The following is a 19646-nucleotide window of genomic DNA, read 5'->3' as shown; positions in this document are numbered from 1 at the left end:
CATTAGCCGATACTTTGCCCAATTACAGGCGAACAGTCGGCATCATCGCGGCGTCTTGGCACGTTCGGGCACGTCATCGCGGAGATGCCGCACGAAGGGACCGATATTCGTGGCGCAGCGTGTCGTGGTCACTCTCTTTGACGACATCGACGGCTCGGAAGCGGCGGAGACGATCGCCTTCGGAGTCGACGGCCGGATGTACGAGATCGACCTGAACGAAGCCAATGCCCGGAAACTGCGCAAGGCGCTGGAGCCGTACGTCTCGGCCGGCCGCAAGCGCTCCCGCTCCGGCAGGACCTACCGGCAGACGGAGGTCGCCCCCGACCCGGCGGCGGTCCGCGCCTGGGCCCAGGCACACCGGATGGACGTGCCGGCGCGGGGCCGGATCCCGAAGAGGGTGTACGAGGCCTTCGCCGAGGCGCAGTGAGCCCGCCGCCGCGGCCGGCACGGCGGGCCGCCCGCCCGGCACGGGCGGCCGACGGGCGCTCAGCGGCCCCTCGCGGCAACCGACTTGCGCGGCACCCCGGGTGATCAGCTAAAGTCTGGAGCACGCCGAGGGGCGAGGCCGAAAGGCCCAGCTCACGGAACACGCGGGTGTAGTTCAGTAGTAGAACATCCCCCTTCCAGGGGGAAGGCGCAGTGTGCAATTCCTGTCACCCGCTCTGCACCGCCGTACCGACGACCCGTTTGGATCAGGTAGGCTGGTGCTCGCACCGATCAGTGAAAGCTGGTCGGGAGCACATGCGGACGTAGCTCAGTTGGTAGAGCGCAACCTTGCCAAGGTTGAGGTCGCGAGTTCGAGCCTCGTCGTCCGCTCGGGAATGAGACCCCGGTCCTCCAGGACCGGGGTCTTTTCGTGCGTCCGGGTGCGGTGGCCCGCACCCCGGCCCTGACATTTGTCATGCCCGGTGATGACGGCCCGCACTGTCGTCCCCTCCCGGGCGCCGGAATGCTTGAGCCATGCAAACCAACGGACACGAACACGTGATTGAGGTCACCGACCTGCGGCGTGTGTACGGGGGCGGGTTCGAGGCCGTGCGCGGGGTCGACTTCTCCGTGCGCCGCGGCGAGGTCTTCGCCCTGCTCGGCACCAACGGCGCCGGGAAGACCTCGACGGTCGAGTTGCTGGAGGGGCTCGCCGCCCCGGCCGGCGGGCGGGTGCGCGTCCTCGGGCACGACCCGTACACCGAGCGCGCCGCCGTACGCCCCCGCACCGGGGTCATGCTCCAGGAGGGCGGCTTCCCCTCCGAGCTGACCGTCGCCGAGACGGCGCGGATGTGGGCGGGGTGCGTGAGCGGTGCCCGGCCGCCGGCCGAGGTGCTGGCCCTGGTCGGACTGGAGGCCAAGGCCGGCACCCGCGTGAAGCAGTTGTCCGGGGGCCAGCGGCGCCGCCTGGACCTGGCACTCGCCCTGCTCGGCGACCCGGAGGTGCTCTTCCTCGACGAGCCCACCACCGGACTGGACGCCGAAGGCCGCCGGGACACCTGGGAGTTGGTGAGCACGCTGCGCGACGGCGGTACGACCGTGCTGCTGACCACGCACTACCTGGAAGAGGCCGAGAACCTCGCCGACCGGCTCGCGATCATGCACGACGGCCGGATCGCCACCACCGGCACCCCCGCCGAGGTGACCGCCGCGCAGCCCTCCCACATCTCCTTCGAACTGCCCGAGGGCTACTTCGTGGGCGACCTGCCGCCGCTGGCCGAACTGGGCGTCGACGACCACGAGTCCGAGGGACGGATGGTCAAGCTGCGCACCCGGGAACTCCAGCGCGCCGCCACCGGCCTGCTGGTGTGGGCCGGGCAGGCCGGGGTGGAGCTGCGCCGCCTGGACGTGCGCTCGGCGTCCCTGGAGGAGGCCTTCCTCAGCATCGCCAAGAAGGTGTCCGGGCAGGCGCCCGCCCCCACGACCGGCACGGGCGGGACGAACCAGAGGCACCAGACGAAGCAGGGGAACCAGACGAAGCAGGGGAACCGGACGAAGCAGGAGTACGCGGCATGAGCGCCACGGACACACCGGCCCGCGCCGAGCGCGCCGCCGGGACCGCGACCACCACACCGATGAGCCGCATGACGGCCCTGGCCCGCGCCGAGCTGATCCTGCTGGGGCGGAACAAGGGCACCGTCTTCGCCGCGCTGTTCATCCCGTTCGTGATGCCGTTCAGCGTGCGGGCGGGGGCCGAGGAGATGGACCTCGGCAAGGCCGGGCTGACCATCGGCACGCTCGTGCTGCCCGCCGCGATCGGCTTCTCGCTGCTGTTCGCCGTCTACTCGGCCCTGGTCGGCGTCTTCGTCGTCCGGCGCGAGGAACTCGTCCTCAAGCGGCTGCGCACCGGTGAGCTGCGGGACGTGGAGATCCTCGGCGGGTCCGCCCTGCCGGCCGTCCTCAGCGGGCTCGTGCAGTCGCTGCTGCTCGCGGCGGGCTGCGTCGCGCTGCTCGACCTGCCGGCGCCGCCGGCCCCGCACCTGGCCGTCGTCGGTCTGCTGCTGGGTCTGGTGATGTGCGCCGCGCTCGCGGCGGCCACCGCGAGCTTCACCAAGACCGGCGAGAGCGCGCAGGTCACGCCGCTGCCGTTCACCTTCCTCTCGATGCTCGGCTCGGGCCTGTTCTTCCCGCTCGACCTGCTTCCCGACCGGCTGGCCTCCGTGTGCGAGCTGCTGCCGCTGACCCCCGTCATCACCCTGGTGCGCGGCGGCTGGACCGGCGACCTGTCGGCGGCCGAGACGCTGGGCGCCCTGGCGACGGCGGTGGCCTGGACCGTGCTCGCGGTGTTTGCTGTACGACGGTGGTTCCGGTGGGAGCCGCGGCACTGACGTACGAGGGCGGGCGGGGACGTGCGCGGGGCGTACGAGGCGAGCGGGAATGGCGGACGGATGCGCAGGCCGGGCGGATGGTGGCGGCTCAAGAGCACGCCGGAGAAGGTGGAGACGTACACGCGGTGGTCGTTCCACTTCTTCGCGGTCATCGAGGTGTTCGCGCTGGGGGTGACCGCCTACGGCCGGACCGGCGCCGGGCTCGCCACCGTGCTGTGCCTGCTGGTCGCCGCGCACGCCGCCGTCTGCATGCTGGTCGCGTCCCGGGCCCTGGACTGGACGCGCGGCCGGCGGCCGCAGCCGGTGCGGCTCATGTGGGTGCTCGGCGCGGTCAGCGCCGTGGTCTCGGTCGTCGCGGTCGCGATCGCGGAGCGCGGACCGGCCGGCGAGGTGGAGACCGCGGCGGGCTCGGTCTACGGCGGGGTCCTGTGCTTCGGCGCCGGTGTCATCACGCTCGGGGTGAGCGGCCGGCGGCGCATGATCGCCGTCGTCGGCGCCTTCGCGGTGGGCGCGGGGCTCCTGACGTTCCCCCTGGGGATGCCGGTCCTCGCGTCGGTCGTGCTGGCCGGCCTCGTGTTCGTGACCGGCGGGTTCCTCGCGGTGACCTCGCTGTTCTCCCTCTGGCTGCTCAACGCGGTCTACGCGCTCGACGACGCCAAGGAGACCCGGAGCAGGCTCGCCGTCGCCGAGGAGCGGCTGCGGTTCGGCCGGGACCTGCACGACGTGATGGGGCGCAACCTGGCGGTGATCGCCCTCAAGAGCGAGCTGGCCGTCCAGTTGTCCCGGCGCGGCCGCCCCGAGGCGGTGGAGCAGATGATCGAGGTGCAGCGCATCGCCCAGGAGTCGCAGCGCGAGGTCCGGGACGTCGTGCGCGGCTACCGGGAGGCCGCCCTGGAGGTGGAACTGGCCGGCGCCCGCGGCGTGCTGTCGGCGGCCGGCATCGTGGCGAAGGTCACCGGGGAGGCGAGCGGCCTGCCCGCGGAGGTGCAGTCGGCGCTCGGCTGGGTGGTACGGGAGGCGACCACGAACGTGCTGCGGCACGGGGACGCGAAGAAGGTCGCGGTGACGGTGCGGACGTCGAAGGGGCGGGTAGTGCTGACGGTGGAGAACGACGGGGCGGCGGAGACCGGGGCGGACGGCCCCTCGGCCGGCTCCGGCAGTCCGGCCGGTGCGGCCGGTGGGGCCGGTGGGGCCGGCTCGGGCGGCGGCTCCGGGCTCGCGGGGCTGCGGGAACGGCTCTCCGCGGTGGACGGCACGCTGCGGGCGGGCCCCGTCGGCAAGGGCGTGTTCCGGCTGACGGCCGAGGTGCCGCTGCCCGCCCCCGCGGCCGGGGCCGCACTGGAGGTGGCGTCGTGACCGTGCGCGTCCTGCTCGCCGACGACGAGCACCTCATCCGCGGGGCGCTGGCCGCCCTGCTGGCCCTGGAGGACGACCTGGTCGTCGTCGCCGAGGCGGCCACCGGCCCCGAGGCACTGGCGATGGCGCGGGCGCACGCCCCGGACGTCGCCGTGCTGGATCTCCAGATGCCCGGCGCCGACGGTGTGAAGGTCGCCACATCACTGCGGGCCGAGCTGCCCGCCTGCAAGGTGCTGATCGTGACCAGTCACGGGCGCCCCGGACACCTGAAGCGGGCGCTCGCGGCGGGGGTGCGCGGGTTCGTCCCCAAGACGGTCAGCGCCCAGCGGCTCGCCGAGCTGATCCGCACGGTGCACGCCGGAAACCGGTACGTCGACCCCGAGTTGGCCGCCGACGCGATCTCCGCCGGGGACTCGCCGCTGACCGCGCGCGAGGCCGAGGTGCTGGAGCACGCCGCCGACGGGGCGCCCGTGGCGGAGATCGCCGAGCGCGCCGCACTCGCCGAGGGGACCGTGCGGAACTACCTGTCGTCCGCCGCGACCAAGCTCGGGGCGGAGAACCGGCACGCGGCGGTGCGTCTCGCACGGGAGCGGGGTTGGGTATAGTGGCTCTCGCGCCACGGGGAAACCCACGACGCACCGTGCGAACGTAGCTCAGTTGGTAGAGCGCAACCTTGCCAAGGTTGAGGTCGCGAGTTCGAACCTCGTCGTTCGCTCCAGTGGACAAGCCCCCCGGCTCCGGCCGGGGGGCTTCTTCGTGTCCGTACCCGCTACGACCAGGCCTGGCCGGTCAGCAGCTCGTACGCCTCCACGTACTTGGCACGGGTGGCGTCCACGACCTGCTGCGGCAGCGGCGGCGGGGGCTGCTCGCTCCGCCGGTCCCAGCCGGACTCGGCCGAGGTCAGCCAGTCCCGCACGAACTGCTTGTCGTACGACGGCTGCGCGCGGCCCGGCTGCCACCGGTCGGCCGGCCAGAAGCGGGAGGAGTCCGGGGTGAGGACCTCGTCGGCGAGGACCAGGTCGTCCCCGTCGAAGCCGAACTCGAACTTGGTGTCCGCGAGGACGATGCCGCGCTCGCGGGCGACGTCCCGGGCGCGGGAGTAGACGGCGAGGGTGGCCTGGCGCAGGCGGGCCGCCGTGTCCGGGCCGACCTGGCGGGCGACCTCCTCGTAGGAGACGTTCTCGTCGTGCTCGCCGACCTCGGCCTTGGTGGCCGGGGTGAAGATCGGGGCGGGCAGCTCCGAGCCGTCGACCAGGCCCTCGGGGAGGGCGAGGCCGCAGACGGTGCGGGACTCGTCGTACTCCGCCAGGCCCGAGCCGGTGAGGTAGCCGCGGGCCACGCACTCCACGGGGACCATCCGCAGCGACTTGCAGACCAGGGCGCGGCCCTCCCAGTCGGCGGGGGCGCCGGGGGGCAGCTCGCTGCTCAGGACGTGGTTCGGGACCAGGTCGGCGAGCTGCTCGAACCACCACAGGGAGAGCTGGGTGAGGACCCGGCCCTTGTCGGGGATCTCGGTCGGCAGCACCCAGTCGTAGGCGGAGATGCGGTCGCTGGCGACCATCACGAGGTCGCCCGCCTCGTTCCGGTACAGCTCGCGCACCTTGCCGGTGTGCAGATGCACCAGGCCCGGAACCTGGAGCGGCTCGGGCTTTTCAACGAATCCGGACACGGTTCCTCCCCGTGGTTCTGAACAATACGTCGATTGTCCCGTACGTCGCGGGGAGGGCGACGGGCGGGGCGACGGGGGCGTGCGGGGCGGCGTGAGCGTGCGGGGGTGGCGTGCGCGGGTCAGTCCCGTTTGCAGATGCGGTCCAGGAGGTTGGCGGTGGCGCGCTGGATCCGCGGGTCCACGTGGCCGGGACGGTCCAGCGCCGGGGACCAGGCGAAGGTGCCGGACGCGAAGACCCAGGCGCCCGACGGTGCCCGGTACAGGGACGTCTCCTGGTGGCGCCGGACGCCGTCGGCGTCGGTGTACGGGGAGTGGGCTAGCAGGACCCGCTCGTCGTGGTCGGGGAGCGCGGTGCGCGGGAAGTAGCGGTCGGCCTCGCCCGCCACCAGGTCCTCGATCTCGTCGCCCTCGTGCGCCCCGGTGGCCTCCCAGAGCCAGTGACCGGCGTTGCGGACGATCATCGGGTGCGGTTCGGGGACCCGGCCGGCGTACTGGATGCCGAGCAGTTGCTGCTCGGGGCGGTCGATCTCCCGCCACAGCGCCGGCCGGCCGGGCCCCTTGCGCTTGCGGCAGGTCAGCAGGCGGTCGGGGACGCCGGAGGGGGAAGGGGCCAGCTCCACCTGCCAGTACATGGTGTTGGCGGAGAGGAAGACCAGGGACGTCCCCTGCTCGCGGGCCAGTTCCGCGGTGCGGCGCATGGCGCTGGACCAGTACTCGTCGTGGCCGGGGAAGACCAGGCCCCGGTAGCGGGCCGGGTCGACGCGGCCGGAGTGCAGGTCGCGGGCGTCGGCGTAGGCGACGTCGTAGCCGTAGCGCTCGGCGAAACGGATGAAGTCGTAGGCGTGGCCCACGTGGAGGGGCAGACCCGCGCCGGCGTACGGGCGGTCGAAGGAGACGGTCGTCGCGGCGTCCGCCTCGCCGAGGAGCCGGCCCTCCTCGTCCCAGGCGTGGTAAAGGCTGGCGCCGGTGCGGCCGTCCTCCGGGTAGAGGTTGTACGCCTGCCAGGTGACGTCCGGCAGGAGGAGGAGCAGGTCGGCCGGGTGGTTGTCGCGGACCGTGAAGGGCACGTGGGAGCGGTAGCCGTCGGCGGTGGTCAGGACGGCCACGTACGCGCCGATGCTCCAGTACGAGGGGATCTGCAGCCGCCAGGACTGCCACCAGTGGTGGCAGGAGACCGTGCGGTCGGCGGTGAGCGGCGCGGGCTGGACGATGCCGGACAGGCGGGGGCTGGTGGTGATCTTGGCGGCGCCGTCACCGCCGTAGTGGCCGATCCGGTAGATGTCGACGCCGAACTCCTGCGGCGGGTCGACGGTGACGTGGAAGTCGATGGCCTCGCCGGGGGCGACGGCTCCCGTCGCGGTGAAGCCCTTGATCTGGCGGCCGACGTCGTCGGCGGCGCGGGGTCCTCCGCCGGTGCCGCCGCCGGTGCCGGAACGGTCCTGGTCGGCGTACCACGGGACCACCTGGCCGGTGTCGCCGAAGTACGTCTCGCCGCCGCGCAGCCACGGCACCGGACCCTGTCCGAAGGGGTCCGTCACGGCGTGCGCGAGTGCTCCCGACTCCCAGCGGCGGATCTGCTCGGGCCCCATGGGACAGTCCCCTCCCTCGTCCCCCGTGGTCGTGCGTATGACGAACGCCTTTGCCATGTGCGCGATCGGTCCCAGCACATCACATTTCGCACGCGGGCTGTCACGGTTCGTCGCGAAGTGGCCGAAAGTGGAATGGGAGCGTCCGCTTCGCTCGGGTCCGTCGGTGCGCGGGGCCGGGGGACGGCGCGGGCGTCAGACCAGACGCACCGGCTTCTCCGGGCGTATGCCGAGCTCGGTCATCCAGGCGCGCAGCGGGCCCGGGTCGCCCGTCTCGACGAGGCTGAGCACGCTGGGCTCCAGGTCCGCGGTACGGGCGCCGTCGAGCAGGAGCGACGGCCCGTCGAGCCAGTCGAGGCCGGGAACGGCTCCTGCGGTGTCCATCGCCGCGCAGCAGACCATCGCCGTGATGTGCGCGGTGAGGATCTCGCGTCCGGTGCGCGGGGGCTGCAACGGCAGGAGGGGGAGTACGCGGTCGTCCCAGAGGGCGGCGTCGGGCCCCGGGGGCGCGGAGGAGGGGGAGGAGGGCGAGGAGGGGGAGGAGGCGATCCCGGCTCCGGCGGGCAGCGCCCGTGCCTCCTCGCGGGCCAGCTGCGCAGTGAGCCCGGCGGCGAGGGCCGCACCCCGGGCCGTGGTGCCGGCGAGGTCGTCCTCGTCGTCGAGGGGGGTGGCGGGGTCGGCGTACGCCGGATGCGGGGCGGCGGGGTCGGCGGGGTCGGCGGGGTCGGCGGGGTCGGCGGGCTGAGGGTGCCGGGCGTTCCGGTCGCCGTACCGGCCGTCGGGGTCCGGGGCGGGCGGCCGGGCGGGGGTGCCGCTTGCCGCCCACGACCCGGCGGGCGGGCCGGTGTCCGCGTCGGCGGGGGTGCCGCTCCTGGACCGGGGGCCGGCGGCGGTGTCGGGGTCCTCGCCCGTGGGAGGGGTGCCGGGGTCCGGGGTCGTGAGGTGGTCCAGGACGCGGGCCAGGGTCGGGTCGTCCGTGTCCGGTGCGCCGCCCCCGGCGGTGCGGCGGACGCCCAGGGTGTCGAGCACCCGGTGCAGGCGGGCCGCGTCCGTGCGCCAGGTCCGGTCGACGACCTCTTCGGGATAGGCGTCCCATCCGACCGGCGACCAGTCCGGACCGGTCTCGGCCGGCCCTCCGTGGAAGAGGCGTGCGGCGAGGAGGGAGACCGCCTCGTCCATCGCCCCGGGCTCCTCCAGCAGGTCACAGGCGGGACGCTCGCCCAGGCGGGAGGCGAAGCCCTCGGCCAGGCGGTCGCGGCGGGACAGCTCCGTGAGGGCGGCGACGACGCCCACGTCCAGCCGCGAGGGCCAGCGGCCCATCCGCCAGGCGGGCAGCGCCACCCGGGTCAGCAACCGGTCCCAGCCCGCGTAGGCGAGCCCGACCTGCTCCTGCGCGACGATCCGCAGTCCGTAGTCCACCGCCTGTGCACGCTCGGACGCCGCGGCCGCGACCCCGCGCTCCATCTCGGCCGCGTGCCCCCGGCAGCTGCGCAGCAGGAACCGCGACACCCAGCCCAGGCCCGCGCACGCCGTCCGGGACAGCGGGTCGCGCCGGCCCGCCGAGGCCACCGCCACCGCGGCGTCCAAGCCCCGTATGAAGCGCCGGGCCGCGGCTATGTCGGGGTGCGCCGAGGGTCCCGTACCGGCGACGACGGGGCGAGGACGGCGCGCAGCTCGCCCACCCGCATCCACCACAGGAACGGCGAGCCGATGACCAGGACGGGCGCCGCGACGGCACTCCGACGGCGGGCCGCGTCGCCCAGGCCGGGCAGGACGTCGTCGGGCCCGTCCGCGGGGGGCGGTGCGTGGCGCGGAGGGGGACGGTCCTCCAGCCAGCTGTCGCAGTCCGGGGTGAGCGCTATCGCCGAGGGGGCGGGGACGTCGAGCCGGTCGGCCAGGTCCCGCACCATCCGGTACAGCTCGGGCGCCGACTCCTCGGCGACCGTGACCGTGGGGGTCACGGCGGGCCTGGAGCGGGTCACGACCAGGGCGACCCCGGCGGCGGCCAGCAGGACGAGCAGCGCGAGGACGCACACGATCCAGCGGACGACGTCCCAGCCCGCGCCCACGAGGCGCCCGGTGGACCCGCCGACCAGGAGGATCACGGCCGCGGCGGCGGGCAGCAGGGCCACGGCCAGCGCGCGGCTGCGGACCCGCAGCACCGCCAGCGCCCTGGTGCGCGCCGCGAGCGCGCCCATCTCCACACCACCAGTACCGGTCACGGCCGGACCTCACCCCCTCATCGCTGTCCTGTCTGCCCTGTCTGCACGAGACCGTCCTGCTGCACTGCCGCTCCTCCCGCTCCTTCTGCTTCTCCGGTTCTGCTCACTCCACCCACTGTGGCACCCGGCACTGACATCGCAATGCCGGTGGGCCAAGTGCCGGAACGCATGCGCGGCACCATAGTTGGGGCCCCCGCGCCCGTCAGCCGTATGGCCCATCGGTCACCCGATGGAATGGCTTTGGGGAAAGGTGGAGACGGACAGCAAAGGTCAGGCCCCGGCTCCTGGGCGGGAGCCGGGGCCTGCCGGGGCCGGTCCGGTGACCGGTGACGACGGAGGGGCGAGGGGTAGGGGGCTACGGGCGTACGGGGGTTACGCGCCCGCCGCCTTCGCCGCGATGTCGGTGCGGTGCTGCGCTCCGTCGAGGCCGATGCGGGCGACGGCCCGGTAGGCGCGGTCGCGGGCCTCGGTGAGGTCGGCGCCGGTGGCCGTGACGGACAGGACGCGGCCGCCGGCGCTGACGACGGCTCCGCCCTCGGCGCGGGTGCCGGCGTGCAGGACGTAGGCGTGCGGGGCGTCCTCGGCGGCAACCTCGTCGAGACCGGTGATCGGGTCGCCGGTGCGCGGGGTGCCGGGGTAGTTGTGCGAGGCGACGACCACGGTGACGGCTGCCTCGTCGCTCCAGCGCAGGGGCTCGAGGTCGGCGAGGTTGCCGGTGGCGGCGGCCATCAGGAGACCGGCGAGCGGCGTCTTCAGGCGGGCGAGCACGACCTGGGTCTCGGGGTCGCCGAACCGGGCGTTGAACTCGATCACGCGCACCCCGCGCGAGGTGATCGCGAGCCCGGCGTAGAGGAGTCCGGAGAACGGGGTGCCGCGCCGGCGCATCTCGTCGACGGTCGGCTGGAGCACGCTCTGCACGACCTCGTCGACCAGCTTCGGGTCGGCCCAGGGCAGCGGCGAGTAGGCGCCCATGCCGCCGGTGTTGGGGCCCTCGTCGCCGTCGAGGGCGCGCTTGAAGTCCTGGGCGGGCTGGAGCGGGCGCACGTTCTCGCCGTCGGTGACGGCGAAGAGGGAGACCTCGGGGCCGTCCAGGAACTCCTCGACGACGACGCGGTCGCAGGCGTTGGCGTGCGCGCGGGCCGTCTCGAGGTCGTCGGTGACGACGACGCCCTTGCCCGCGGCCAGCCCGTCGTCCTTGACGACGTAGGGCGCGCCGAAGGCGGCGAGGGCCGCGTCGACCTCGTCGGGCGTGGTGCAGACGTAGGAACGGGCCGTGGGCACACCCGCGCCGGCCATCACGTCCTTGGCGAAGGCCTTGGAGCCCTCCAGCCGCGCCGCCTCGCCCGAGGGCCCGAAGACCGGGATGCCCGCCTCGCGCACGGCGTCGGCGACCCCGGCGACCAGCGGCGCCTCGGGTCCTACGACGACCAGATCGGCACCGAGCCGGGTGGCGAGCGCGGTGACGGCCGCGCCGTCGAGGGCGTCGACCTGGTGCAGTTCGGCGACCTCGGCGATACCGGCGTTGCCGGGTGCGCAGTGCAGCGCGGTGACGTCGGGGTCGAGGGACAGGGAACGGCACAGGGCGTGTTCGCGGGCGCCGCCGCCGATGACAAGGACCTTCACGGGGTGAAGCCTAATGGGAAGGCGGCGGCGCGGTTTGTGCGGGCTTCCGAAGGGACGGGGCCCGGTCGCTTGTGGCTTCCTCCAGTCACGGTGCCCGGCGGGGCTACTCGTTGGCGATCTCCTCGACCACCGTGGCGCCCAGCTCGCGGACCAGCAGCTCCTTGCCGGACAGCGCGGACTCGTCGAGGTCCGGGTCGTCGTCCTCGGGGATGTCGTCCTCGGGGGACACCGAGGGCGGCTCGGGTGCCGAGGGCCGGGGCGCGGGGGCGGGGGCCGGTGCGGACGCCGGGGACGGAGCGGACGCCGTAGGGGGCGCGGCGGGCGGGGACGCGGGGGCGGACGGCCGCGGTGCGGGCGCGCCCCCGCCGCCGAAGCCGCCTCCGCCTCCACCTCCGCCGTAGCCACCGCCCCCGCCGCCGTAGCCGCCGGACGGGCCGCCGCCGGAGGGGGGCGCCGAGCCGCCGGAGGGGTCGACGACCGCGTCGATCTTCCACTGCACGTTGAACTGCTCGGCCAGGGCCTGCCGCAGCACGTCCTCGCTGCCGCTGCTGACGAAGTTGTCCCGGGCGCCGGCATTGACGAAGCCGAGCTGGAGGGAGGTGCCGTCGAAGCCGGTGACCTGAGCGTTCTGGCTGAGCAGGATCCAGGTGAACCGGCGGCGGTTCTTGACCGCCTCCAGGATGTTGGGCCAGATCGAACGGGGGTCGATCCCGGGAGCGCCCGGCGGCGGAGAGGCAGGCGCGGGAGCGGCCGCCTCGGGAGCCGGTGCCGGGGCCGGGGCCGGATGCGCGGCGGGGCCGGGAGCGGTCGCCGGGCGGGACTGTCCGCCGCCCGCCGGGGCCGCCGTGGGCCACCCGCCGGGGCGGCGCCCGCCCCCCGCGGGAGACGCGGTCGGCCAGGCACCGGGGGCGGGGGCCGGAGCCGAGGCCGGAGCCGGGGCGGAGGCAGGCGCAGGGGCGGAGGCGGGCGCAGAGGCCGCCGCAGGACCGGCGGCGGCCGGAGAAGGCGCGGCCTGCGGCTGCCCGCCCCCGGCAGAAGGACCACCCGAGTCGGCCACCCCTCCACCACCGGCACTGGCACCGCCACCGGAGGACGCACCTCCGCCCGGGCCGCCCCCCGGCGCCCCGGCGCCCTGCCCCCGTACCGCCGCACGGGCCGCCGCGGGACCGCCGCCCGGCGGCAGCGGAGCCCCGGCGGGCGCCGCGCCACCCGGGGCGGCATGCGCCTCGGGCCCGGGCACGTACCCCATGGCGGGCGCGCCCGCGCCGGCCGAGAACTGCACCCCGCGCTCGATACGGTCCAGCCGCGCCATGACGGACCGCTCGTCGCCGTACGCGGCCGGCAGCAGCACGCGCGCGCAGATCAGCTCCAGCTGGAGGCGCGGCGAGTGGGCGCCGCGCATCTCGGTGAGCCCCTCGTTGACGATGTCGGCGGCACGGCTCAGCTCGGCGGCGCCGAAGGACCGCGCCTGGGCCTGCATCCGCTCGACGACGTCGGCGGGGGCGTCGATGAGCCCCTTCTCCGCGGCATCGGGCACGGCGGCGAGGATCACCAGGTCCCGCAGGCGCTCCAGCAGGTCGGTGACGAAGCGCCGCGGGTCGTTGCCCCCCTCGATCACCCGGTCCACGACCCCGAAGGCGGCGGAGCCGTCCCCCGAGACGAACGCCTCGACGACGGAGTCGAGCAGGGAACCGTCCGTGTAACCGAGCAGGGCGGTGGTCATGTCGTACGTCACACCGTCGGCACCGGCGCCCGCGAGCAGCTGGTCCATGACGGACATGGAGTCGCGCACGGACCCCGCACCGGCCCGTACGACCAGCGGCAGCACGCCGTCCTCGACCGCGATCCCCTCCCTGCCGCACACGTCGGCGAGGTAGTCGCGCAGGGTGCCGGGCGGCACGAGCCGGAACGGGTAGTGGTGGGTGCGCGACCGGATGGTCCCGATGACCTTCTCGGGCTCGGTGGTCGCGAAGATGAACTTGAGGTGCTCCGGGGGCTCCTCGACGACCTTCAGCAGGGCGTTGAAGCCCTGCGGGGAGACCATGTGGGCCTCGTCGATGATGTAGATCTTGTATCGGCTGGAGGCGGGTCCGAAGAAGGCCTTCTCACGCAGGTCACGGGCGTCGTCCACACCTCCGTGCGAGGCGGCGTCGATCTCGATGACGTCGATGGAGCCCGGACCGTTGCGCGCGAGGTCGCGGCAGGACTGGCACTCGCCGCACGGCGTCGGCGTCGGACCCTGCTCGCAGTTCAGGCAGCGGGCCAGGATCCGGGCGCTGGTCGTCTTGCCGCAGCCGCGCGGACCGCTGAACAGGTACGCGTGATTGACCCGGTTGTTCCGCAGCGCCTGCTGCAGCGGGTCGGTGACATGCCCCTGCCCGATGACCTCGGCGAAGGACTCCGGGCGGTAACGGCGGTAGAGCGCGAGAGACGACACGCATACGAGGTTATAGGCGCCCACCGACAACCGGACCGCCCGCAAAGGAGACGCCCCCCACGCACCCGCCAGAGCCGACCTACCCTTGCTGCCTTCCGGCCCTGGGGGAGTTCAGTCAGATAGCGCCGCGTGAGGGGCTGGGCCACACGTTACCCGATGTGGGGCCCCCGGAACGAGTTCGCAAGCACTCCCCGGCGTCATGTAATGTTCTCGGCGGAGGATTCGCCTAGAGGCCTAGGGCGCACGCTTGGAAAGCGTGTTGGGGGCAACCCCTCACGAGTTCGAATCTCGTATCCTCCGCCAGTGCCTCACCGGGCACGATGTCGAAGGGCCCCACCGTTCGCGGTGGGGCCCTTCGACGTGCGTGGCGCAGTTTTGGTTGCAGTTCCCGTCTACCGCCCGTTGAGGACGGCCCGGCAGACGTTGCAGTACATGGCCGCGTTCCGCCCGTAGCGCCGCATCAGCTGGCCGCAGCCGGCACACAGCCCGAGCTCCCACGGCGGGCATCCCAGCGCGGCGGAAGCGGCGGCGCGTTCCACGGTGGTGATCCGCATCGGGTCGCGGGAGCGCTGGACCGGCATGCGGGCAAGCGTGAAGCCGCCAGTCGGCTGGTCGAGATCACGGACGGGCCGGCCGTCGCTGACGAACCAGCCCTCCTCTCCGGCTCGGCAGGCGCGGTCGATCTCCTGCTCGGCGAAGGTGACCACGTCATCCTCGTCCTCGGCCGGGGCCGTCGGGAGAGGAGTCTTCTCACCGATGAGCTCCTGCCACAGCGCGCGGTCGTCGGCCGAGACCCACATGTGCCGACCGGCGCGGCCGCTTCCTCGGTTGGGCACGTAGACCGGGACGCTGTCGCCCGTCGCGCTCTGAAGGACCAGGTCCTCGATGTGGACGGGCTTCCGCTTCGGGAGGCACAGAGCGGGCACGAACCAGTCCGCATGAATTGCGCCACAGTGACCGGCGCCCTCGCTGATGAGGCAGTGGCGCTCGCTGCTCGGTACGCACTTCCAGACTTCGAGGTGCCGGTACCCGCCGCGGATCACCATCTCCTTGCCGTCGGCGATGTCCTTCCACGGCATGTCGTCGACGCGCGCCCAGGGAGCCCTGTCGATCAGGGAAGCCGTCCGGTCCTTCGCCACCCAAAGCGGGGTGATGCCATGCTCCACCGCGTTGACCGAGCGCCGGTGCACGCTGCTGGGGCTGAGGTGGTGGTACTGGATCTCCCAGCCGATCCGTATGCCGCCGGGCCCGACGACGACGGCGTCCGAGACACTGCGCCGGTTGCCGATGGGAACCTCGGCCTCGGCGTCCAGGCCGTACCGCCCGGCGGTCTCGACGATCCGCTCCTTGGTGGCCTTGTGCTGGGCACTCTCCGTCGGCGTCGCCTTGTGCGTGATCGGCAGGTGCGAGGCGACGAGCGGTCGCCGACCGCCCACGCGCCCTCGGCGGATGAACATCCAGGGCGACTTGCCGCCCGACTCCGAGAGACACTCGCGCTTGTCGTGGTGCGCAAGGCATTCGAGGAGCTGCGGGTCGCGCTCAGAGACCTTGGAGGTGATCTCCTGGAGCAGATCGGGACGGTCCGGGTGACCGAGGTCGGGCAGGGACAGATTGATCTCTATGCCATATCCGGTGTGCCACACCCCATTAGCCATCCCTCCACCATAGGAACGACCACTGACACTCAACAGTGCACATGGGGCCCAACACCGCTATTCAGAAAGGTGGTTCGAGCACAGTCTCTGAACGTCGACGTAGCGCGGATGGTCCTATCGGCGAAATCCGGAAGATCTGTGCTCGCAGCGGTGGCGTGTCCTAGGACCCCAACGGCAGCTCGCACCAGACAGCCTTGCCCCCGCCTAGGCTGCGACGGGACCCCCAGGACGAGGCAATCGCGGCAACGACCGAGATACCACGACCGGCTTCGTCGGCTGGTCCAGCTTGCCGTCGGCGCGGCAGATAGTCGCCCCCGTCCGCGACCTCGATGATCAGCCGACGGTGGGTACGGCGCAGACGGAGCTCCATGGGTGGAGTGCCATGTTGGAGAGCATTCGACACCAACTCACTCGCGGCCAGCATGCCAAGGTCACACGTCTCAACCGGGAGGCGCCAGGAGGTGAGCGTGTCCCTTGTGAATGCCCTGGCGCGTGGGGCGGTTTCCGTGCCGCCGACGAGTTCCAGCGTCGCCTTGCCGAAGAGCTCGGCGTCGGCGCCGGTGCGGGTCGGATGCTGGAGGGCCATTACGGCGATGTCGTCATCGAGATATGCGTCGACGTCCAGAGCACCCAGGAGCGTGGCGCAGACGTCGGCAGGAGTGCCCTGGGCGCCAGCGAGCGCGCGCTCCAGTACAGCCACGCCTTCGTCGATGTCCTTACCACGGCGTTCGACAAGGCCGTCGGTGTAGAGGACGGCAGTGGAACCGGGCGGCAGGGCGATGCTGCCGGAGGTGTGCAGCCAACCGCCGGTACCGAGGGGCGGGCCGGTCAGGTCCTCGGCTCGGCGGATGGTGCCGTCCTTGTCCCGTACGAGGATCGGGAGGTGGCCGGCAGAGGCGTAGAGCAGCTTGCCCTCGTTGGGATCGTGGACCGCGTAGACGCAGGTGGCGATCTGGCTTGCTGCAATCTCGGCGGCGAGGCCGTCGAGCAACTGGAGCACTTCGTGCGGGGGCAGGTCGAGCCTGGCGTAGGCTCGGACGGCGGTGCGCAGCTGGCCCATGACGGCGGCGGCGCGCACGCCGCGCCCCATCACGTCGCCAATGACAAAAGCGGTGCGGCTGGCGCCGAGGGTGATGACGTCGTACCAGTCGCCGCCAACCCCAGCATCAGAGTCTCCGGGCTGATAGGTGGCGGCGATCCGCAGGTCATCGGGCTGCTCCAGCTCCTGCGGGAGCAGGGACTGCTGGAGGCTAACGGCCGTCTTGTGTCGATCCTTCTCGGCGAGAGCGAGCCTCTCGCGCAGCAGAGCAACGATCTCGTCTGAAGAGGAATCAAGTCCTCCAGCATCCCCGCCCGGCCGGTGAGAGTTGTTCAGGGTTGTTCGGAACAACTCGGGGTTAGAGTCTTGTGCGGGCGCTCTGGGATGGGGGACCACGCTTCCAGGGACGACGCGTGCTCCGGAGGAATCGGGCCGCTCTGAGGTGACACCCAGTTCATCTGCGGCGTCCCGCACAGCCTCCTGTTCACGGTTCAGCGCATCGTCGGTCCGCGTCAGGATCTCGTCGATTTGGTCAAGAGCGCTGTTCTCACCTGGTACTTCGTGAGCGATGGCGTCAGCGGGGATTGCGGGCAGGTCTCCAGCATCGCTGTCCAGCGGCTGTTGGCCGATGTCCAGCAGATACGCCTCCAACATCTGCACGCGCCGGGCAGCGAGGTCGGCGATGCGCTGGGCTTCGTCGCGCTGCCTTACCGCGCGCTCAAGCTGGGCGCTCAGGCGCGCCTCTTGATCGCGAGCGCGTTCAAGCAGCGGCTGCAGCGAACGCATCGGGTCCCGTGAGTGCACACTGTCCCCGGTGAGTGCGTCGATACGTCGCGACAACTCTGCGACCTTGGCCTGTGCCTGGCCGAGGACAAGGAAGAGCATCGAGGCGATCCGGAGTGCCTGCTGACGCCCCTGCTCACTCGTCTCGTATGCCTGGCGCGCACGCACAAGGTCTCTGTAGACCTCGATCGTACGTTCCTTCTCCTTGATGAGCTCGCGCGGCGAAACGACCACCTGACCATCGATGCCGACCAGGGTCGGAGCGTTCTGTGCCTTGTCCCAGAGGGCCTTGGCGTCGCGTACACGACCCAGCGCCTGCTGGCCCGGCTCGTTAGGGAAGCACACATCTGCCACGGCCTCCACGACATCCCACGTGAGGTCTTCACCCGACAATTGGATGCGCAGACGGCGGAGATCTGGGACTCTCCCGGCCGCGAAGTGTTCCCGGGTCAAGCGATTGTGGACGTCTCGAACGCTCAGACCCGCCTCATCGATCCACGATCGAATCATCAGCACCAGCGCATTGGCTTCGGCGCTGGCTCCTTTGGGCGGCGCCCAGGGACGCCCCGGACGCTTCTTCCTCTCCCCCACCGTCACTCCCCGTGTTGTTCCGCGACAACCCTCCATTGTCAGCAGAACAACATCCAAGCGGTATCACCAGCCACCGCGCAGGTGGATCGTGGAGGCGCATCGACCGTGAATGCACCTACACGTACCGAACTTGGAGACTTCCCCGTGCACCTCACACAAGCTGGACTGCTCCTCGTCACCTTGCTGGTGATTACCCTTCTGGCGATGGGAGTAGGTGGCGCAGCAGTGGCCCTCGCGCGTTGGGAGGGGCTCACGGTGCCCGCCGCTATCAGTCGAGGGGGCATCGCCTTCGCCGGGGCCATGACCCTCGGAGCATCCTTGGTCGGTCTCTTCCTGATGCTCAAGTGAGGTGGGGGAGCAGCCGACCGGTGTCGCCCGCTCCCCCACGCTTGTGCCGACCTTCAACCCGAGGAACGTGTCACAAGGGCATCTACCACTCGTCGGTGTCCCCGTACTTTCCTGGGTTCTGAGCGCGGTCCACAGCCTGTGCACGCGCCTCGGCGAAGGCCGCCTCCACGGCGTCCTTGTCCGTGCCTCGCACCTGGGCCTCGACCTCCTGGCCCGAGCCGGGGCGCCGGGCCCCCTGGAAACAGGGGGCCCTTCGTCGTTGCATCCCAGCGGTCGGCGGGCCCGGGGAGGAGACGGCGCGGCGCCCGGTGCGTGGCTCCGTGTTCTTCGTCTCGCGCCCCCGCGCCCGCATCCGCGCCGGGAGGCGGCCGGCCCTCCGGCCGCGCGGGTCCGGCGTTGCTCCGTCCAGGCGAAGTCCCGGGCGCCAATCGGTGCACTCTTCGGGTCGGACACCCGGTCGACGATTTTTGCGGGTATGGAACGGATTGGTGTGTTCCGTTCCAGCGAAGGAGGGCCGGTGGCCGAGCGCGTGGTGCATCGACGCGGTTATCGAAAAGGCCTCGGCGGTGAGATGTGCGCCGAGTTCCTGGGGACGTTCGTCCTGATCTTGTTCGGCGTCGGTTCGGTGGCCGTCGCGGTCGCCGGACTGCCGGGCTCGGGCCGCCAGGCCGTGGCCTTCGGCGCCGCCAACTGGCTCATCATCTCGTGGGGCTGGGGCCTCGCCGTCGTGTTCGGCGTCTACGTGGCCGGCGGCATCAGCGGGGCGCATCTCAACCCCGCGGTGACCCTGGGCTTCGCGGTGCGGCGGGACTTCCCGTGGCGGAAGGTCCTGCCCTACTGGCTCGCACAGGTCGTGGGGGCCTTCGTCGCCGCCGCGCTCGTGTACGCCTGCTACCGGTGGGCCATCGACGCCTCCATCGCCAAGGCGGGCGAGACACGGAAGACGTCGCTGAGCACGTACTCGATCTTCGCCACGTTCCCCGCCGAGTACTTCGGGAACTCCTGGTGGGGCCCGCTGCTCGACCAGATCGTGGGCACCGGCATCCTGCTGTTGCTGATCTGCGCGCTGATCGACACCCGCAACACGGCTCCGATGTCCAATCTCCACCCGTACCTCATCGGGCTCGTCGTCGTCGCGATCGGCCTCGCCTTCGGCACCAACGCCGGGTACGCGATCAATCCGGCCCGCGACTTCGGTCCCCGCCTGTTCACCTTCTTCGAGGGCTGGGGGGACATCGCCCTGCCGGGCACCTTCCAGTGGTTCAGCGGCTACTGGTGGATCCCCATCGTCGGCCCGCTCATCGGCGGGGTCGTCGGCGTGCTCGTGTACGACCTGCTCATCAGCCCGGTGATCAAGGCCAGGCTGAGCGAGCGCGAGGAGGGGCCGGCCACCGAGGAGCCCTAGGAGTGCCCTAGGAGGCCGCCGGCGCCCGTCCGGCATCTCCCCGGCCCCTTCGGCCACGCGCGCCAACCATCCCGACCGTCCCGATCATCCCGATCGTCCCTGGAAGGACGATTTGCCCC

The 19646-nt window shown here is 72.3% G+C and carries 12 protein-coding genes, 4 tRNA genes, 1 other RNA gene and 1 pseudogene; 10 read left to right on the top strand and 8 right to left on the bottom strand.

Annotated features, from left to right (window positions below):
• The first annotated feature begins 109 nt into the window (after positions 1-109).
• The 8 genes from Sdi02f_RS19610 to Sdi02f_RS19575 all read left to right on the top strand — a co-directional run bounded on the left by Sdi02f_RS19610 (position 110) and on the right by Sdi02f_RS19575 (position 4887).
• The gene (locus Sdi02f_RS19610) at positions 110-427 is read left to right on the top strand and encodes a histone-like nucleoid-structuring protein Lsr2 (protein ID WP_030404885.1); all 318 of its coding nucleotides are present in this window, start codon (positions 110-112) and stop codon (positions 425-427) included.
• 163 nt (positions 428-590) lie between these two features.
• Positions 591-662: transfer RNA gene (locus tag Sdi02f_RS19605), tRNA-Gly, on the top strand.
• Positions 663-743: 81 nt separating this feature from the next.
• Positions 744-816: transfer RNA gene (locus tag Sdi02f_RS19600), tRNA-Gly, on the top strand.
• Between the two features lie 144 nt (positions 817-960).
• Positions 961-2001 (top strand): ABC transporter ATP-binding protein, encoded by a 1041-nt coding sequence (locus Sdi02f_RS19595; protein WP_108933738.1) that lies wholly within the window; start codon positions 961-963, stop codon positions 1999-2001.
• The gene (locus tag Sdi02f_RS19590; RefSeq protein ID WP_108933737.1) at positions 1998-2813 is read left to right on the top strand and encodes an ABC transporter permease; all 816 of its coding nucleotides are present in this window, start codon (positions 1998-2000) and stop codon (positions 2811-2813) included. Before Sdi02f_RS19595 ends, Sdi02f_RS19590 begins: the two co-directional genes overlap by 4 nt.
• 60 nt (positions 2814-2873) lie before the next feature.
• Positions 2874-4169, top strand: a complete 1296-nt coding sequence (locus tag Sdi02f_RS19585) for a sensor histidine kinase (protein ID WP_108933736.1) — start codon at positions 2874-2876, stop codon at positions 4167-4169.
• A complete protein-coding gene (locus Sdi02f_RS19580; RefSeq protein WP_030404889.1) occupies positions 4166-4774 on the top strand; it encodes a response regulator transcription factor in 609 nt (202 codons plus the stop codon). Before Sdi02f_RS19585 ends, Sdi02f_RS19580 begins: the two co-directional genes overlap by 4 nt.
• Before the next feature lie 37 nt (positions 4775-4811).
• A tRNA-Gly gene (locus Sdi02f_RS19575) sits at positions 4812-4887 on the top strand.
• A 51-nt stretch (positions 4888-4938) separates the two neighbouring features.
• On the opposite strand, the gene Sdi02f_RS19570 is transcribed toward Sdi02f_RS19575, so the two are convergent.
• From Sdi02f_RS19570 to ffs, 6 genes and pseudogenes are all read right to left on the bottom strand, one after another.
• Positions 4939-5838, bottom strand: coding sequence for a phosphoribosylaminoimidazolesuccinocarboxamide synthase (locus Sdi02f_RS19570; RefSeq protein WP_108933735.1), 900 nt, complete (start codon positions 5836-5838; stop codon positions 4939-4941).
• 119 nt (positions 5839-5957) lie between these two features.
• On the bottom strand, positions 5958-7427 hold the full coding sequence (locus Sdi02f_RS19565; RefSeq protein ID WP_030404891.1) for a N,N-dimethylformamidase beta subunit family domain-containing protein: 1470 nt from the start codon (positions 7425-7427) through the stop codon (positions 5958-5960).
• A gap of 192 nt (positions 7428-7619) precedes the next feature.
• Positions 7620-9646 (bottom strand): annotated as a pseudogene (locus tag Sdi02f_RS19560) (hypothetical protein).
• A gap of 372 nt (positions 9647-10018) precedes the next feature.
• Entirely contained in the window at positions 10019-11269 is a 1251-nt protein-coding gene (gene purD / locus Sdi02f_RS19555; RefSeq protein WP_108933734.1) for a phosphoribosylamine--glycine ligase, read from the bottom strand.
• A 103-nt stretch (positions 11270-11372) separates the two neighbouring features.
• On the bottom strand, positions 11373-13706 hold the full coding sequence (locus Sdi02f_RS19550; protein WP_108933733.1) for a DNA polymerase III subunit gamma and tau: 2334 nt from the start codon (positions 13704-13706) through the stop codon (positions 11373-11375).
• A 46-nt stretch (positions 13707-13752) separates the two neighbouring features.
• Positions 13753-13847, bottom strand: an RNA gene (ffs, locus tag Sdi02f_RS19545) — signal recognition particle sRNA small type.
• Between the two features lie 74 nt (positions 13848-13921).
• Between ffs and Sdi02f_RS19540 the strand changes: the two genes are divergently transcribed.
• Positions 13922-14009 (top strand) — tRNA-Ser (locus tag Sdi02f_RS19540).
• A gap of 89 nt (positions 14010-14098) precedes the next feature.
• Here the strand turns inward: Sdi02f_RS19540 and Sdi02f_RS19535 are convergent.
• Both Sdi02f_RS19535 and Sdi02f_RS19530 read right to left on the bottom strand, forming a co-directional pair.
• Complete coding sequence (locus Sdi02f_RS19535) at positions 14099-15361, bottom strand: competence protein CoiA family protein (protein ID WP_234328515.1); 1263 nt, start codon at positions 15359-15361, stop codon at positions 14099-14101.
• 160 nt (positions 15362-15521) lie between these two features.
• Positions 15522-17054: an ATP-binding SpoIIE family protein phosphatase gene (locus Sdi02f_RS19530; RefSeq protein ID WP_078869711.1), complete on the bottom strand. Its 1533-nt coding sequence runs from the start codon at positions 17052-17054 to the stop codon at positions 15522-15524.
• 1639 nt (positions 17055-18693) lie between these two features.
• Between Sdi02f_RS19530 and Sdi02f_RS19515 the strand changes: the two genes are divergently transcribed.
• The gene (locus Sdi02f_RS19515) at positions 18694-19527 is read left to right on the top strand and encodes an MIP/aquaporin family protein (RefSeq protein ID WP_174843376.1); all 834 of its coding nucleotides are present in this window, start codon (positions 18694-18696) and stop codon (positions 19525-19527) included.
• Positions 19528-19646: the final 119 nt, after the last annotated feature.

Origin of the sequence: Streptomyces ardesiacus (genome assembly GCF_003112575.1) — a bacterium.
Classification (GTDB): Bacteria; Actinomycetota; Actinomycetes; order Streptomycetales; family Streptomycetaceae; genus Streptomyces; species Streptomyces ardesiacus.
This window is presented reverse-complemented; position numbering and strand designations above follow the sequence as displayed.

What these genes read in the sequence shown, in the direction of transcription:
- Sdi02f_RS19595 (WP_108933738.1), top strand. Translation starts at nt 961, where the DNA reads ATGCAAACCAACGGACACGAACACGTGATTGAGGTCACCGACCTGCGG.
- Sdi02f_RS19590 (WP_108933737.1), top strand. Translation starts at nt 1,998, where the DNA reads ATGAGCGCCACGGACACACCGGCCCGCGCCGAGCGCGCCGCCGGGACC.
- Sdi02f_RS19585 (WP_108933736.1), top strand. Translation starts at nt 2,874, where the DNA reads ATGCGCAGGCCGGGCGGATGGTGGCGGCTCAAGAGCACGCCGGAGAAG.
- Sdi02f_RS19565 (WP_030404891.1), bottom strand. Translation starts at nt 7,427, where the DNA reads ATGGGGCCCGAGCAGATCCGCCGCTGGGAGTCGGGAGCACTCGCGCAC.
- Sdi02f_RS19535 (WP_234328515.1), bottom strand. Translation starts at nt 15,361, where the DNA reads ATGGCTAATGGGGTGTGGCACACCGGATATGGCATAGAGATCAATCTG.
- Sdi02f_RS19530 (WP_078869711.1), bottom strand. Translation starts at nt 17,054, where the DNA reads ATGTTGGAGGCGTATCTGCTGGACATCGGCCAACAGCCGCTGGACAGC.
- Sdi02f_RS19515 (WP_174843376.1), top strand. Translation starts at nt 18,694, where the DNA reads ATGTGCGCCGAGTTCCTGGGGACGTTCGTCCTGATCTTGTTCGGCGTC.